Origin of the sequence: Mesorhizobium muleiense (assembly GCF_900099905.1) — a bacterium.
GTDB classification, from domain to species: Bacteria; Pseudomonadota; Alphaproteobacteria; order Rhizobiales; family Rhizobiaceae; genus Mesorhizobium; species Mesorhizobium muleiense.
On sequence record NZ_FNEE01000024.1, the window covers coordinates 69,413 to 84,366 of the forward strand.

The following is a 14,954-nucleotide window of genomic DNA, read 5'->3' on the forward strand; positions in this document are numbered from 1 at the left end:
GCCATTGCCTTCAAGAGCTGCCGCCGAGATCATGGTCGACGGCAGCAAGGGCTCCGACGGTTCGGCTCGGATGACACGACAACCGAGCCTGACGGAAAGGCTTGGGTCGCGATCAGGTCGGGACCGAAGCGGACAGGCACCTTGAAGGCATGGCGGATACTGGCCTTCAAATGCGGCTGGAGCAAGCCCCACGCCAAGACCAAAGGCTCACAAGCCTGTTACGTCTCAGGCAGCATGCAGCGTTGGAATGGCGCTGACATCCACTTCGCGCTCCGCGTGCCAGGCATCATACGCGGCCGCGACCATCGGCTTACAAGGCCAATCGTCTTTTCCCGGAGCCGGCGAACCGGCTCCGGGCCGTATGGGGGCAGGCCTGATCAGTCACGCAGCCTGCAGCCCCGGCAGCGACAGATCGGCTTCCTCAGGCAAGTCGCCGGCCATCGCGGCAGCGAACCTGGTCTGGTCGAGTTCCCCTTCCCAGCGCGCCACGACCACGGTCGCCACCGCATTGCCGATGAAGTTGGTCAGCGCCCGGCATTCCGACATGAAGCGGTCGACGCCGAGGATCAGCGCCATGCCGGCGACCGGCACTGCGGGCACGACCGAGAGCGTCGCGGCCAGCGTGATGAAGCCGGCGCCGGTGATGCCGGCGGCGCCCTTGGAACTCAGCATGGCGACGGCGAGCAGCAGGATCTGGTCGCCGAGGGTGAGCGGCGTGTCGGTCGCCTGGGCGATGAACAGCGCGGCCAGCGTCATGTAGATATTGGTGCCGTCGAGGTTGAAGGAATAGCCGGTCGGGACGACCAGCCCGACCACCGAGCGGTTGCAGCCGGCGCGCTCCATCTTGGCCATCAGGCCCGGCAGTGCCGCTTCCGAGGACGAGGTGCCGAGCACCAGCAGCAGCTCTTCCTTGACGTAGCGGATCAGCGCCAGGATCGAGAAGCCGTTGTAGCGGGCGACCGCGCCGAGCACCACCAGCACGAACAGCAGCGAGGTCAGGTAGAATGTGCCGATCAGCATGGCGAGGTTGGCGATCGAGCCGATGCCGTATTTGCCGATGGTGAAAGCCATGGCGCCGAAAGCGCCGATCGGCGCGGCCTTCATCAGGATGGCGACGAGGCGGAAGATCGGCGTGGTCAATGCCTGCAGGAAATCGACGACCGGGCGGCCGCGATCGCCGACCGCGGCAAGTGCGAGCCCGAACAGCACCGAAAAGAACAGCACCTGCAGGATGTCGCCCTTTGCGAAAGCGCCGGTGATCGTGTCGGGGATGATGTTCATCAGGAAACCGACGATGCTGGTGTCGTGGGCTTTTTCGGTGTAGGTCGCCACTTTTGTGGCATCGAGCGTGGCCGGATCGATATGCATGCCGGCGCCCGGCTGGACGACGTTCGAGACGACAAGGCCGACGACAAGCGCCAGCGTCGAGAAAGCCAGGAAGTAGATCATCGCCTTGCCGGCGACGCGGCCCACCTTCTGCAGGTCGGAAACACCGGCGATGCCGGTCGCCACCGTCAAAAAGATCACCGGCGCGATCACCATCTTCACCAGCTTGATGAAGGCGTCGCCGAACGGCTTCATCGCCTCACCGGTTTCGGGATAGAAGTGGCCGAGCAGCACGCCGGCGGCGATCGCCGCCAGCACCTGCACATAGAGATGCCGGTAGAACGGAAGTTTGCCGCGTGGCGCGGCGGCAGCGAATGCTGTCTGCATGACGTCCTCCATTGTGCTCCGATCGAAAGCTCGACCTCCCGGAGCGTTTGCATTTGACCCAGCAGCCTCGCGACCGCTGAAGTCGTGTTTGCAACTGCCGTGCCAAGTGCGCGGAAAAGAGCCTCTCCCTTTGATTTTATTGAGTATTCCAGAACTGGCAGTTCGTTTCGCACACACACAAAGTGCGGATGTTCGCATGGCCGAATTGTGCTTTGTGCGAAATCATGCACAAATGGGCGATGCTGCAACGCCCCGCCGCTGCCTTGCCGTCGACGCCCGAGCAACTCGGCAGGCGAGCGCGCCGTGCCTGGCTGCTGTTTGCGGCCATCGCCCTTGCGACGGCCACGGCCGCACTTTACGGCGCTGGTCTCTTTGGCCGTACCACGGAGCTCAGGGGACTGGCGGCGCAGGGCCGCACCGACGCCAATCTGAAGGTCGCGCTATTGCGCGCCGTTCTGGAAAGCCCGCGCGCCCTGCCCCTGCTTTTGTCGGAAGACCAGCAGGTGCGCGACGCGCTGGCGCAGAAAAGTGCTGCTGCAATCGATGTGCTGAATCGCAAGCTTGAAGGGCTGGTCTCCGGCACCAAGGCCTCGGTGCTCTATGTCATCGGCACCGACGGGCTGGCGATCGCCTCCAGCAACTGGCGCGACCCGAGCAGCTTTGTCGGCAACGACTACCGGTTCCGCGACTATTTCTCCGCGGCGATGCAATCTGGAACCGCCGAATATTTCGCGCTCGGCAATGTCAGCAAACGCCCAGGCCTCTACATCTCGCGGCGCGTCGGCAACGCCGCCGCACCGCTGGGCGTCGTCGTCGTCAAGGCGGAGTTCGATCAGCTCGAGGCCGACTGGCACGAGGTGAACCGCCCGGCCTATGTCAGCGACGAGCGTGGTATCGTCCTGATCACCAGCGTGCGGTCCTGGCGCTTCATGACGACGGCGCCGCTTGCCGCGTCTGATCGTGCCGCCATCCAGAACAGCCAGCAGTTCGGCGATGCACCGCTGATGCCGTTGCCGATCACGCGCCCGCAGGCGCTCAGCCCGGACGTGTCGATCGTCCACGCGGTGACGCCCGGCGGCAGCGACGCGGAATATCTGAGACTTTCAGCCCCGGTTCCTTCGACCCCCTGGCGGCTCGACTATCTCGTCCCGGCCGAGGCGCCGATCGCCGCCGCGGCCCGTGAAATGCGGCTCCTTGCGCTCGGCGTCTTGGTCCCGTTGCTCGGCCTTGCTGCGTATCTGTTGTGGCGCCGGCAGTCGGGACAAATGCGGATCGCCGCCGAACAGGCGGCGCGCACCGAACTCGAGCGCCGCGTCGTCGAACGAACCGAGGATCTGAGCCGTGCCCGCGACCGGCTGCAGGCGGAGATATCAGACCATCGCAGCACGGAAGCCAAGCTGCAGGTCGTGCAGCAGGATCTGGTCCAGGCCAACCGCCTCGCCATCCTCGGCCAGGTCGCCGCCGGCGTCGCCCATGAGATCAACCAGCCGGTTGCCACCATACGCGCCTATGCCGACAACGCCCGCGTCTTCCTCGACAGGAAGCAGACCGCGCCCGCCGAGGAAAACCTCGGCGCCATCGCAGCATTGACCGAGCGCATCGGCACCATCACCGAGGAATTGAAGGCCTTTGCCCGCAAGGGCCGCACCGCCGCCGAGCCTGTCGCATTGCGCGGTGTCATCGAGGGCGCCGTCGTGCTGTTGAGAAGCCGCTTTGCCGGCCGGCTCGACGCACTGGCGATCGACCTGCCACCGCCGAGCCTCAGGGTCATGGGCAACCGGGTCCGGCTCGAACAGGTGCTGATCAACCTCTTCCAGAACGCGCTTGAAGCGCTGGACGGCCGCAACGACGCTCATGTGCGGGTTTCGGTCGAGGAGACCGCGGACGGCGTGATGGTCGGCGTGTCCGATAACGGACCTGGCATTCCGCCAGGGATTCTCAAATCGCTGTTCACGCCGTTCAATACATCCAAGGAAAAAGGCCTCGGTCTTGGCCTTGTCATCTCGAAGGATATCGTCGCCGACTACGGCGGACGCATCGAGGTTTCGAGCGACGGCAGCGGCACCCGCTTCGCCATCCATCTCTTGAAAGCAGCATAGTGGCCAAGGCAGCATGACGAACGACGACGCAGCGCCGGTCATCTTGGTCGATGACGACAGCGATCTCCTCAAGGCCACCGCGCAGACGCTGGAGCTTGCCGGCTTTTCGGTCTCGGCTTTTTCGGTGGCGGCCGAGGCGCTGGCCAGGCTCGACACCGGTTTTGCCGGCGTGGTCGTGTCGGATATCCGCATGCCTGAGATTGACGGCTTGCAGCTTTTCAACCGCATCCTGCGGCTGGACCCGGACATTCCGGTCATCCTCGTCACCGGGCATGGCGACATCGCGGTTGCCGTCAAGGCGATCAAGGACGGTGCCTACGACTTCATCACCAAACCCTTCGCCGCCGACCGACTGGTGCAGAGCGTGCGCCGCGCCGCGGAAAAGCGCCGTCTGGTGATGGAGAACCGCGCCTTGCGCGAGGCGGCCGGAGAGGCGCAGGACGGCCTGCCGCTGATAGGCCAGACGCCGGCGATGGAAAGGCTGCGCCGCACGCTGCGCCAGATCGCCGACACCGATGTCGATGTGCTGGTGACCGGCGAGACCGGCTCCGGCAAGGAAGTGGTGGCCAGCCTTTTGCATCGCTGGAGTCGCCGCGCCAAGGGCAATTTCGTCGCGCTGAATTGCGGCACGCTGCCCGAGACGGTCATCGAGAGCGAATTGTTCGGCCACGAGGCCGGCGCCTTCACCGGGGCGCAGAAGAAGCGGATCGGCCGTATCGAGCACGCCAGCGGCGGCACGCTGTTCCTCGACGAGATCGAAAGCATGCCGGTCTCGACACAGGTGCAGATGCTGCGCGTGCTGGAAATGCGCGAGGTCACCCCGCTCGGCACCAACGAAATGCGGCCGGTCGACCTGCGCGTCGTTGCGGCCGCCAAGGTCGATCTCGGCGATCCGCGCCAGCGCGGCGCTTTCCGCGAGGATCTCTATTACCGGCTCAACGTGGTGACGATCTCCATTCCGCCGCTGCGCGAGCGCCGCGACGACGTCGCCCTGCTGTTCTTCTACTTCGCCGAGCGCGCCGCCGCCCGCTTCCGGCGTCCGCTGCCGGCGGTGCCGGCCGCGGTGCATCGCCATCTCAGGGAGCATGACTGGCCTGGCAATGTACGCGAGCTCGCGCATTTCGCCGAACGCTTCGTGCTTGGACTGGAGGAAGACGCAGGAGTGGCATCCCCTGCCCCAGCCCAGCCGGATGCCGCCATGAAACTGCCGGAACGGCTGGAGCGCTACGAGGCCGACATCATCCGCGAGACGCTTAACCGCAACGAGGGCGACGTCAGGCGCACGATCGAAGCGCTGGGGATTCCGCGCAAGACCTTTTATGACAAGCTGCAGCGCCACGGCATCGTGCGCAGCGAGTTTTCGAGGTAGAGGGGCCAACAGGCTAGGGCTGCCCTCATCTGCCCTGCTTCCAGCGCTGGTGGTTGGCGAAAGCCGAAGCGGCATCCAATCTCCCCCCTTGCGGGGGAGATGCCTGGCAAGGCAGAGGGGGGTGCTGTCCCTCCGACCTGCCATGCCCTTAGGCTGTTTCCGGTTGAGAATGGCTGAAGTCGAGGTTGGTGATCCTTCCCACCCCCCTCTGTCCTGCCGGACATCTCCCCCGCAAGGGGGGAGATCGGCAGCTTCGCCGATGGCGCTACGCTGAAAGCCTTAAGGTAAGGCTGCGGCAGGGGGATGAGGGGCAGCGCCAACATCTGCAAACGTCCCTCCCGCAGCAACTCTCCTGACGCGAACCGATTCCGGTTTTCGCCATCCTACGCTACACTTGGTCCACTTCAACCGGACCACTCTCATGATTGTCCAGACCTGCATCAATGGCGCGCGCAGCGCCGATTTCCATCCGCAGCTGCCGCTTGACGCGGACGCCATGGCGCGTGACGGCGCGTCCTGCGTGGCCGCCGGTGCGGCCGAGCTGCATGTCCATGCACGCGGGCTCGACGGCCGCGAAAACCTTGCCCCGGCGACGATGGACCGTACCATCCTGACGCTGCGCCGAGCCTGCCCGGGCACGCTGATCGGCGTGTCGACCGGCGCCTGGATCGAGAATGATGACGAGCGGACGCTTGCGGCGATCGCCGGCTGGAGCGAGCTGCCTGACTACGCCTCGGTCAATCTGAGCGAGAAAGCAGCGCCCGAAGTCATGCAAAGCCTGCGGCAGCGCGGCATCGGCATCGAGGCCGGGCTCGCCTCCGTCGCTGATGCCGAGCGCCTGGTCCGCCTCGACCATGGCAACCAGGTGCTGCGCATCCTGATCGAGATTTCCGAGCAGGCGCTGGACGCGGCGCTGGAAGCCTGCGACGGCATCGCGGCGGTGCTCGACCGCGCCGGACTGCGTCGCGCCATCCTGCTGCACGGTGCCGACGCCACGGTGTGGCCGTTCGTGCACCGGGCGGCGGAGCGCAACTGGTCGACGCGCGTCGGGCTGGAAGACGGCAAGGCGCTTCCGGACGGCACTACGGCATCAGGCAATGCCGCACTGACCGCTGCTGCGGTTGCGATCTTCCGCGCCGGTCGTTGATTCATCCCGTCGGCTTCGGGCGCCTTGCCCGATCTTCTCGGGACGCTGCGTCAGGCCACGTCCCGCAAAGTCGAACGCGGCGTCGCCGATTTCGCGGTTGCGCGATCCTCGTGAAGCGCGAACCCTGCTGCGCCCGGGTCGCCCAGCTCAGAGCGGAGCTGCATGCTCGGGATGTGGTAGTCGCCGCCATTCTGCTGCCGGTAGGGAATGGGCCGGGTTGTCTCAAGCGTCCGCATCCTTTCGCGCAGGCGCTCCGCGACAGGCTCGAAATCGGCCTCGCCAAAACGATCCACTCTGTAGACGACGAACGGCGGAAGCACGTCGTAGCCCGGATAGTAAAGGATCCCGTGATTGATCGGGAACAGCAGGTCGTCGATCGGGCCGTTGACGCCGCGGGCGGAGTAATGCTCCTCCCAGCCGCCGGCGGTCACGATCAGCATCGCGCGCTTGCCGGCGAGCGTTCCCTCGCCAAAGCGGTCACCCCACCGCTTGTCGCTATGCTCGCCGACACCATAGGCGAAGCCGTAGGCGTACACCCGATCGACCCAGCCCTTGAGGATTGCCGGCATGGCGTACCACCACAGCGGGAACTGGAGGATCAGCGTGTCGGCCCACAGCAGCTTGTCGATCTCTGCTTTAATATCTTCGGTTAGCGTGTTGGTCGCAAAAGCTTTTTTGGATGCTACAGCCGGCAGGAAGCGTTCTTCGGGCGGCCACGACGGAAAGTCGGCACGGTCCACCTCGGATTTCCAGCCATCGGCATAGAGGTCCGATATCAGCACTTCATGGCCCTGGGCCTCGAGTTCCCTGATGGCGACGTCACGCAGTGCTCCGTTGAGCGAACGCGGTTCAGGATGAGCAAAAACAAGCAGGACTTTCATGGGGCCACTCCGATGAAGGATGATGGCACTGAAGGTAGCTAGGCCAGAGATGATCCGCTACATCTTAGCAATGCATAAGATTATGCCGAATAATGGATAGATCAGATGTGACCCTCGAGCGCATGCGCACCTTCGTTCGCGTCGCCGAGCGCGGCAGCCTCTCGGCGGTGGCGCGCGAGCTCGGGATTGGGCAGTCGACGGTCACGCGGCATGTGCGCGAGCTCGAAGACGCCGTCGGGGTGCCCTTGCTCAGCAGGACCACCCGGCGTGTCACGATGACCGATGAAGGCAGCCGTTACTATGCCGACAGCGTCCAGATCCTGCGCCTCGTCGAGCAGGCCGGCGACGAGGCACGGGGCACGCGCGGCACGTTGGCCGGCACGATCCGGATATCCTGCACGGCGGCGCTCGGGGTCTTGCACGTCAGCCGGCTGATCTTCGCCTTTCAGGACCGCTATCCCGACATCGGTGTCGATCTCAGCCTCACCGACGAGCGCATCGACCTTGTGCGGGAGGGCGTCGACATCGCGCTTCGCCTCGGTCCGCTCACCGACAGCTCGATGAAACTGCGGGCGCTCGGCCAGTCCCGGCGTCTGCTGGTGGCGGCACCGGCCTATCTGGTGGCGCGGGGCAGACCGGCTATCCCACAGGACCTGCCTGGCCACGAAGGCATCCGGATGTCGAACATCGCGGGAAGCGACACGCTCGCCCTGGAGGGGCCGGGCGGCGAACGCCACGCGGTGCCTTTTGAAGGCCGGTTTCGGGTCGACCATGGGCTTGCCGTGCGCGAAGCCCTCGTCGCCGGGCGCGGTATTGCACCTGCCCATCACTGGCTTGTCGACGATCTCCTCGCCGCCGGCCGGCTGGAAGTGATCCTGCCGGACTACGCCCCGCCTCCCATTCCGCTGAGCATGCTGATCGTCCCGGAGCGCGCCGGCATTGCCAGGGTCCGGCTGCTGGTCGATTTTCTCGCCGAGCGGATCGGCGGCATTCCAGGGATCGAGAAACCGCGTTAGTCGGCATGCCCTCGGTCGGCTGCGGCTGGCAAAACCCTTCTGTCTTCCAGGATGCGGCCTTGTTGACAGCGCCGAACGCTCTTGCGATTTAAAAAGATACACCCTAAGCTGTTTTCATATCAGAAAGAAAATTCGATAAATTCTTTCCATTTATGAAAGCCTGAGTTTTTGCGGGAACATCTCGATCAGACCGACCGGCGACTGGTCAAGCTGCTGTCGCAGGATGCGCAGCTTGGCGTCAATCGCCTCGCCGAGAAGATGGCCGTCTCGGTGCCCACGGTGCGCATGCGGCTGCGCAACCTGCTTGACCGCAACCTGCTCAAGATCGTCGGGCTGCTCAACCTGACCGAGCGCCCAGAATTGATCTCGGCGATCGTCGGCATCAATGCGCAGGGGCGCGGCCGCGCCCGGGAACTGGCGCAGCGCATTGCCGAACTGCCTTTCGTGAACTCGGCCTCCGTCGTCACCGGACGCTTCGACATCATCGTCGACGTGACGGTGGCCGGCGATGTCGCCGATCTCTATCGCGTCACCAGCGAGCTGATCCCCGGCGCCGGCGAGCCAGGCGAAGTCGTGCGCAGCGAGACGTTCGTCGTCATGGCCTCCTGCAACAAATGGGTCAGCCTGCCGGAAGGCTGCTGGTCGGACGAGAGCAAGCGCGACGAAACTGGGCGCGACGAAACTGGGCGCGACGAAACTGGGCGAAAGGAAATACCATGAAGATCGCGGTTCTCGGCGGCCTCGGCCTGCAAGGCCGGGCGGCGATCGCCGATCTCATCGCCAGCGCCGGTGTCGAAGAGGTCGTCTGCGTCGATACCGCCCGGGATGGCGCAGCCCGGCTTGGCGGCCTGACTGACCTTGCCCGCGTGCGTTTCGTCGTGCCCGAAGGCGCGATCGCCCCTGTGTTGGCGAATGTGCTGGCGGGTGTCGACGCCGCCATCGATCTGTTGCCGCAGCCGCTGATGCGCGAGGCGGTGCAGGCCGCGATCGCGACGCGCACGCCGCTGGTCACCACCAATTACGGCAAGACGATCGCCGACCTTGCCCCGGCGGCGGAAGCGGCCGGCGTTTCGATCATGACCGAATGCGGGCTCGACCCCGGCATCGACCTTGTGCTCTACGCGCGCGCCGCAAGGCAGTTCGACGCCATCACCGCGATCGATTCCTATTGCGGCGGTATCCCCGAGCCGAAGGCGATGGCCAAGCCGCTGTGCTACAAGGTGAGCTGGAATTTTGACATGGTTCTGATGAGCCAGAACCGCGACAGCGTGCTGGTCGAGAACGGCAAGCGGGTCGATGTGCCGGCCGGCCAGCAACATGAAAATCGCTTTATCCACGAGATCGAGGTCGCGGGGCTCGGCAGGCTGGAAGCCTTCCCCAATGGCGATGCGCCGCATTATGCCGGCATGCTTGCCGCCGCCAAGGGGCTGCAGCGCTCCGGCCGCTATTCGCTGCGCTGGCCGGGTTGGTCGGCGTTCTGGGCGCCGCTGAAGGAGCTTGGCTTCCTTTCCGAAGACAAGGTGCCCGGCGTTGGCGCCAGCCCACGCGAATTTCTCGGCCGGCTGCTCGGCCCGCAACTGCAATACGGCGCCGACGAGAAGGACCTGTGCGTGATGCGCAATGTCTTTGCCGGCACCCAGCATGGCCGCCGCAAGACGGTGATGTCGGACCTGATCATCGAACGCGACCTCACCTCCGGCCTGTTCGGCATGAGCCTCGGCGTCGGCTATCCCGCCAGCATCGTGGCGCAGATGCTGGCGCGGGGCGAAATTACCGAGCCCGGCCTGCTCAACCCGCTGCTGCATGTGCCGGACGGCCGCTTTCTCGATGAACTGGCCAGACGCGGTATACGCGTATCCGAAACGATCGACTGGGACTGAAGGATTTTCGAACGGTGGTCGCCGCCGGCAACGGCGCTGCCGCTCAAAAAAGCACCCCCAAGGGGTGGGACAACAAAGCGAAAATAACAAACGACAACAAGGAGGAATGCCCAATGACGATTGCCAAGCTTTTCATCGCAGGCCTTGCGCTCGCCGGCCTCACTGCCGCGGCCAGTGCCGGAACGCTCGACGAGATCACCAAGCGCGGCGAATTGCGCGTTGCCGTGCAGACGCAGGGACCGCCCTTCTCGCTGGTCGGTGCTGCCGGCGAGCGCACCGGCAGTTCGGTCGAGCTTGCCGAACTGATGGCCAAGGAAATGGGCGTCAAGATCACCTTTTTGGATTTCGATTGGGACGGCCTGATCCCGGCGCTGCTGTCGGGCAAGGCCGATCTTCTGGTCGCCGACATGACGCCGACGCTGGCGCGGGCGATGAAGGTCGCCTTCACCAAGCCCTATATGTACACGGGCAGCACCGTCTTCACCAAGGCCGACGGCAAGTTCAAGTCCACCGAGGATTGCAAGGCCAAGGGCACCAAGATCGCCGTGCTGCTCGGCGCCACCGGCGAGAAGGAGGCCAAGAAGGCTTTCCCGGACGGCGACATCAAGAGCTACAAGGGCGGCGGCCCGCTGCTGCTTGACGCCGTCAACAACGGCCAGGCCGATTGCGGCGTCAACGACGTCTCGGCGGTCAAGGGCCAGTCGACCGCCTACCCGGCCGGCAGCTTCACCATCATGCCGGAGATGCTGTCGAAGGAGCCGCTGGCCTTCGCCACGCGCTATGACGAGCAGGACCTGCTGACCTGGATGAACCTGTTCCTCGACCAGGTCAGCCTCGACGGCCGCCTGCAGAAGAACCTCGACTACTGGGTCAATTCCGACGACTGGAAGAAGGATCACTGAGTAGTGAGTAGTGAGTAGTGAATAGTGAATAGTGAGTAGTAAATCGCTACTCGCTACTCGCTATTCGCTAATCCCTATTCACCATTCACTAATCCCTATTCACTATTCACTATTCACTATTCACCATTCACCGCCGCACCATGCTCGAAAATTTCAGCTTCCGCACCATCGTCGAATATCTGCCCCTGTTCGGGCAGGGCCTCGTCACGACCGTGTGGCTGTCTGTCCTCGCCTTTGCCGGCGCGCTCGCCGTCGGCATCGTGCTCGCCGCCATGAACCTGCAGCGCGGCTGGCTGTTTCGCATCCCGGCCAAGGCCTATATCGACGCGGTGCGCGCCACGCCCTTGCTGGCGCAACTGTATTTCCTCTATTTCGGGCTGCCGCGGCTCGGCATCATCCTGCCTGAGCTCGTCGTCGGCATCCTTGCTTTGTCGCTGAACAGCGGCGCCTATGTCGCCGAGATCATCCGCGCCGGCATCCTGTCGATCCCGCGCGGCCAGGTCGAGGCCGGCGTCGCCTCGGGGATGACCTATGTCCAGCGCATGCGCTTCGTCATCCTGCCGCAGGCGTTCAAGGTGACGATCCCGCCGCTGCTCGGCCAGGCGATCGTGCTGGTCAAGGATTCCGCTCTGCTGTCGCTGATCGCGGTCGCCGAATTGACGCGCGCCGGACAATTGCTCGCCTCCGACCGCTTCATGCCGGCGGAAGGTTTCATCACCATCGCCGCCTTCTACCTGCTGCTCTATTACGGGCTGAAGGGACTGGCGGCGCTGTCCGGGCGCTGGCTCGGCCTGGCGGGGGTACGGACATGATCTGGCAGCAGCTGCAAAGCCTCGCCGGCAGCTATCCCCTCGCCTTGCGCGGCCTCGGCATGACCGTGATGCTGTCGCTGGTCAGCCTGGTGCTGGGCACGTTGATCGGCTTTGGCCTCGGCATCCTGCGGACCGGCGGCAACCGGCTGATCAGCGGTGCGATCGGCGCCTGGGTCGACCTGATCCGCGGCACGCCGTTCCTGGTGCAGATCTTCCTGATCTTCTTCATCCTGCCGGAACTCGGCGTCGAGCTGGACGCCTTCACTGCCGGCATCATCGCCCTGACCAATCTGGCCGCCTGCTTCATCTGCGAGATCGTCGTCGCCGGCATCCGCTCGGTGCCGACCGGCCAGGTCGAGGCGGCGCTGGCGTCCGGCCTGTCGCGCTGGCAGCGCATGCGCCAGGTGGTGCTGCCGCAGGCGATGCGGATCGTGCTGCCGCCGCTGGTCGGACAATATGTGCTGCTGATCAAGGATTCCTCCGTCGTTTCGGCTATCGGGCTCACCGACCTCACCCGCGTCGGCTGGCTGGTGGTGCAGCGTGTGCCCAACGGCCTCCTCGTCTTCTTCCTCGTCGGCGTCGGCTATTTCATCGTCTGTTATCCGCTGATCCTGCTGGCGCGCCGGCTTGAGCAGCGCATGGGTGCGGCCCATGGCGAGGTGCAGATATGACGCTGAACCTCAGCAAAAATGGTACCGGCATGATCGAGTTTCGCGGCGTCAACAAATGGTTCGGCGCGCTCAATGTGCTCAAAGACATCACGCTCAGCGTCGAGCCGCGCGAAGTGGTCGTCGTCTGCGGGCCGAGCGGTTCGGGCAAGAGTACGCTGATCCGCTGCATCAACGGGCTGGAGACGATCCGCGACGGCGACCTGGTGGTCGACGGCCAGCGCCTCGGCGACCCCGCTACCAACATGACGCGGCTGCGCACCGAGATCGGCTTCGTCTTCCAGTCCTTCAACCTCTACCCGCACAAGACAGCGCTCGAGAACGTGACGCTGGCGCCGATCCATGTCCGCAAGATCCCGCGCGCCGAGGCCGAGAAGGCCGGGCGCGAGCTGCTTGCCAAGGTCGGCCTTGCCGACAAGGTCAATGCCTATCCCGCACAACTCTCCGGCGGCCAGCAGCAGCGCGTCGCGATCGCCCGCTGCCTCGGTATGCGCCCCAAGATCATGCTATTCGACGAGCCGACCTCGGCGCTCGACCCTGAGATGATTTCGGAAGTGCTCGACGTCATGGTCGCGGTCGCCGAGGAAGGCATGACCATGATGGTGGTGACCCACGAAATGGGCTTTGCCCGCAAGGTCGCCCAGCGCGTGGTGTTCATGGACGCCGGCGCCATCGTCGAGAGCGGCACGCCGGATGAATTCTTCTCGCACCCCAAGACCGACCGCAGCCGCGCCTTCCTGAGCAAGATTCTGCGGCATTAGAGTCAAAACTCAACCAGCTGGCTGTCGCCAATGGCCGAGACGGGTGGAATGCTGCCATTCGTCTCGTCGATGGGAACGAGCAATTAGCGCCATGTTCAGACATTCGCGGTGCTTCTCCAGAGCGGCAGGGGACGTTATTCGATGACGCAAATCAGAGCCATGACTGAGCAGGACGTGCCGTCGGTATCGCTGCTCATTGGAGAGTCTTGGCGCAGGACGTACTCGCCAATCATGGGTGCCGAGACCGCGGCCTTGATTTCGGATGAAGATCACACGCTGCAGCGGATTGCGGCGGAACTGACAGACACCAACAAAATGTCGTTCGTCGCAGAACGGCCAGACGGCTCGATTGCCGGCTACGCGATGGCTAAGATGAATGAAGCCGGCGACGTCATGCTTGACCGGCTCCACATCGATCAAAGCGAGTACGGCACCGGGCTAGCCGCTAATATATTGCACGCTGTCTTTGCCGCCCATTCCGGCATCCTGAGCATCGCACTCGAAGTGCTCGAGGGAAACGACCGGGCAATGGCCTTTTACCGCAAACATGGTTCGAAGTGGCCGCGTTGCACGGTGCAGAAGGCCATGCATCGTTGATTATGCGCAAACTGCTATCGCGCGCCTAGTCGGAACTCGCGCATCGAACAGTACATCACGTCTTCCGTCCCCAGCGCACCGGCGGCCTCCCCGTTCGCAATCCAAATAGACGTCTTTCAGCTGTTTGATTGGCATGTCAGCGTGAGCGAGCGCGAGGGACTTAACAACTGACATGATCATTTTGAGATCCTCCCCAGTTCCCGTCGGTCAACATTCAGTCCTTGGGGTCGCAGGTATAGTGCCGTTCGAAGGTCCCGTCCGCGCGCCGCTGCTTGTCGAAGCCGCGATGTAAGGCTCGGTCGCGCGCTCGTGGACCAGCCAAAGGGGATCTCGGCCGAGGCGTAGCTGCTGCCGGCGGCCAACCGTTTCGGGATCGAGGCCGAAGCGATCCTGGTGCGCTCGATCATCGTGCCGGCCGCGCCTGCCTCCGCATGACGGATGGGGCGGCTTCGCAAAGCGCACATGATTTCGTCACGTGAGATGCCGATGTCGCCAAGAACGTCATCGGGTAAACGGCTCAACTGGTCCGTTGCCGACAAGAGAGCTTTTCGCTCGGCGCGGAGGCGTAACCACCTGCGAAATGGACCAATGGCGGCAGCATGAATTATAACCATGATCAGATCGTACCTTCATTGATCTGAATTGACCGGAACGGAACGGCGCGAACGGCACTCCGGGCGAGAGCTTCAGCCGTCCGCGAGGCAAGTTAGGCGTAGTGGTCGATGGATTGGTTTTGCCGCGGCGTGCCCATACGGCGGGCGGTGGCTGGCCCCGGGCCACGCATATAATAAAGCTCCGGCCGGTAGCGCCGCGCGGCGAATTTGCGAAACGCCGCAGCAAGTTTTGTGACGGGAGCCAAGAATTTCATGACCGTTCCCTTTCCCTTCGCCGGCTTGAACACGAGCCGGCGGGCCCGGATGTTGCAAACAAGGATATGCCAGTCGAACCAGGCTCGGCTGTGGGAATTCCCACACCGGGGAAAACATTGGAAAAATCCGCTCCCAGTTTTGCTTTCCGGAAAGCGGGGCCTGCGGCCATCAAATTTCCTTGGATAGGGAGTAAGATGAAGTACACCTGATTGAACAAGAGGCTGTTGTGACAGGCTCTCC

The 14,954-nt window shown here is 64.0% G+C and carries 14 protein-coding genes; 11 read left to right on the top strand and 3 right to left on the bottom strand.

Annotated features, from left to right (window positions below; genetic code table 11):
• Nucleotides 1-381: 381 nt before the first annotated feature.
• The gene (locus BLT09_RS28065; RefSeq protein ID WP_027155097.1) at nt 382-1,713 is read right to left on the bottom strand and encodes a dicarboxylate/amino acid:cation symporter; all 1,332 of its coding nucleotides are present in this window, start codon (nt 1,711-1,713) and stop codon (nt 382-384) included.
• Nucleotides 1,714-1,952: 239 nt separating this feature from the next.
• Between BLT09_RS28065 and BLT09_RS28070 the strand changes: the two genes are divergently transcribed.
• The 3 genes from BLT09_RS28070 (at nt 1,953) to BLT09_RS28080 (ending at nt 6,328) form a co-directional block, all read left to right on the top strand.
• Nucleotides 1,953-3,812 (top strand): sensor histidine kinase, encoded by a 1,860-nt coding sequence (locus BLT09_RS28070; protein WP_208602553.1) that lies wholly within the window; start codon nt 1,953-1,955, stop codon nt 3,810-3,812.
• Nucleotides 3,813-3,825: 13 nt separating this feature from the next.
• Nucleotides 3,826-5,181: a sigma-54-dependent transcriptional regulator gene (locus BLT09_RS28075; protein WP_091599375.1), complete on the top strand. Its 1,356-nt coding sequence runs from the start codon at nt 3,826-3,828 to the stop codon at nt 5,179-5,181.
• Nucleotides 5,182-5,602: 421 nt separating this feature from the next.
• Entirely contained in the window at nt 5,603-6,328 is a 726-nt protein-coding gene (locus tag BLT09_RS28080; protein WP_091599378.1) for a 3-keto-5-aminohexanoate cleavage protein, read from the top strand.
• A gap of 50 nt (nt 6,329-6,378) precedes the next feature.
• On the opposite strand, the gene BLT09_RS28085 is transcribed toward BLT09_RS28080, so the two are convergent.
• Nucleotides 6,379-7,209 carry an NAD(P)H-dependent oxidoreductase gene (locus BLT09_RS28085; protein ID WP_091599381.1) on the bottom strand — a complete coding sequence of 277 codons (831 nt, stop codon included), beginning with the start codon at nt 7,207-7,209 and terminating at the stop codon, nt 6,379-6,381.
• A 92-nt stretch (nt 7,210-7,301) separates the two neighbouring features.
• Here BLT09_RS28085 and BLT09_RS28090 point away from each other — a divergent pair, with 92 nt between their 5' ends.
• From BLT09_RS28090 to BLT09_RS28125, 8 genes are all read left to right on the top strand, one after another.
• The gene (locus BLT09_RS28090) at nt 7,302-8,225 is read left to right on the top strand and encodes a LysR family transcriptional regulator (protein ID WP_091599384.1); all 924 of its coding nucleotides are present in this window, start codon (nt 7,302-7,304) and stop codon (nt 8,223-8,225) included.
• Nucleotides 8,226-8,393: 168 nt separating this feature from the next.
• Nucleotides 8,394-8,945, top strand: a complete 552-nt coding sequence (locus BLT09_RS28095; protein ID WP_236473059.1) for an Lrp/AsnC family transcriptional regulator — start codon at nt 8,394-8,396, stop codon at nt 8,943-8,945.
• On the top strand, nt 8,942-10,105 hold the full coding sequence (locus BLT09_RS28100) for a saccharopine dehydrogenase family protein (protein WP_091599388.1): 1,164 nt from the start codon (nt 8,942-8,944) through the stop codon (nt 10,103-10,105). The genes BLT09_RS28095 and BLT09_RS28100 overlap by 4 nt, the downstream gene beginning before the upstream one ends.
• Before the next feature lie 113 nt (nt 10,106-10,218).
• Nucleotides 10,219-11,007, top strand: coding sequence for an ABC transporter substrate-binding protein (locus BLT09_RS28105; protein WP_091599426.1), 789 nt, complete (start codon nt 10,219-10,221; stop codon nt 11,005-11,007).
• A 140-nt stretch (nt 11,008-11,147) separates the two neighbouring features.
• Nucleotides 11,148-11,819: an amino acid ABC transporter permease gene (locus BLT09_RS28110; protein ID WP_091599390.1), complete on the top strand. Its 672-nt coding sequence runs from the start codon at nt 11,148-11,150 to the stop codon at nt 11,817-11,819.
• Nucleotides 11,816-12,490: an amino acid ABC transporter permease gene (locus BLT09_RS28115; protein WP_091599392.1), complete on the top strand. Its 675-nt coding sequence runs from the start codon at nt 11,816-11,818 to the stop codon at nt 12,488-12,490. Before BLT09_RS28110 ends, BLT09_RS28115 begins: the two co-directional genes overlap by 4 nt.
• 29 nt (nt 12,491-12,519) lie before the next feature.
• Complete coding sequence (locus BLT09_RS28120; RefSeq protein WP_091599429.1) at nt 12,520-13,248, top strand: amino acid ABC transporter ATP-binding protein; 729 nt, start codon at nt 12,520-12,522, stop codon at nt 13,246-13,248.
• Between the two features lie 141 nt (nt 13,249-13,389).
• On the top strand, nt 13,390-13,845 hold the full coding sequence (locus BLT09_RS28125; RefSeq protein ID WP_236473060.1) for a GNAT family N-acetyltransferase: 456 nt from the start codon (nt 13,390-13,392) through the stop codon (nt 13,843-13,845).
• 706 nt (nt 13,846-14,551) lie between these two features.
• Here BLT09_RS28125 and BLT09_RS34695 read toward each other — a convergent pair.
• Nucleotides 14,552-14,954, bottom strand: a 403-nt coding sequence (locus tag BLT09_RS34695; RefSeq protein WP_208602556.1) for a hypothetical protein, incomplete at its 5' end; no start/stop codon positions are given.

Bases quoted from the DNA above. Each gene is read 5' to 3' on its own strand.
- BLT09_RS28070 (WP_208602553.1), top strand. From the start codon at position 1,953: ATGCTGCAACGCCCCGCCGCTGCCTTGCCGTCGACGCCCGAGCAACTC.
- BLT09_RS28120 (WP_091599429.1), top strand. From the start codon at position 12,520: ATGATCGAGTTTCGCGGCGTCAACAAATGGTTCGGCGCGCTCAATGTG.
- BLT09_RS28125 (WP_236473060.1), top strand. From the start codon at position 13,390: ATGACGCAAATCAGAGCCATGACTGAGCAGGACGTGCCGTCGGTATCG.
- BLT09_RS28080 (WP_091599378.1), top strand. From the start codon at position 5,603: ATGATTGTCCAGACCTGCATCAATGGCGCGCGCAGCGCCGATTTCCAT.
- BLT09_RS28100 (WP_091599388.1), top strand. From the start codon at position 8,942: ATGAAGATCGCGGTTCTCGGCGGCCTCGGCCTGCAAGGCCGGGCGGCG.
- BLT09_RS28090 (WP_091599384.1), top strand. From the start codon at position 7,302: ATGGATAGATCAGATGTGACCCTCGAGCGCATGCGCACCTTCGTTCGC.
- BLT09_RS28105 (WP_091599426.1), top strand. From the start codon at position 10,219: ATGACGATTGCCAAGCTTTTCATCGCAGGCCTTGCGCTCGCCGGCCTC.
- BLT09_RS28085 (WP_091599381.1), bottom strand. From the start codon at position 7,209: ATGAAAGTCCTGCTTGTTTTTGCTCATCCTGAACCGCGTTCGCTCAAC.
- BLT09_RS28065 (WP_027155097.1), bottom strand. From the start codon at position 1,713: ATGCAGACAGCATTCGCTGCCGCCGCGCCACGCGGCAAACTTCCGTTC.
- BLT09_RS28110 (WP_091599390.1), top strand. From the start codon at position 11,148: ATGCTCGAAAATTTCAGCTTCCGCACCATCGTCGAATATCTGCCCCTG.
- BLT09_RS28115 (WP_091599392.1), top strand. From the start codon at position 11,816: ATGATCTGGCAGCAGCTGCAAAGCCTCGCCGGCAGCTATCCCCTCGCC.
- BLT09_RS28075 (WP_091599375.1), top strand. From the start codon at position 3,826: ATGACGAACGACGACGCAGCGCCGGTCATCTTGGTCGATGACGACAGC.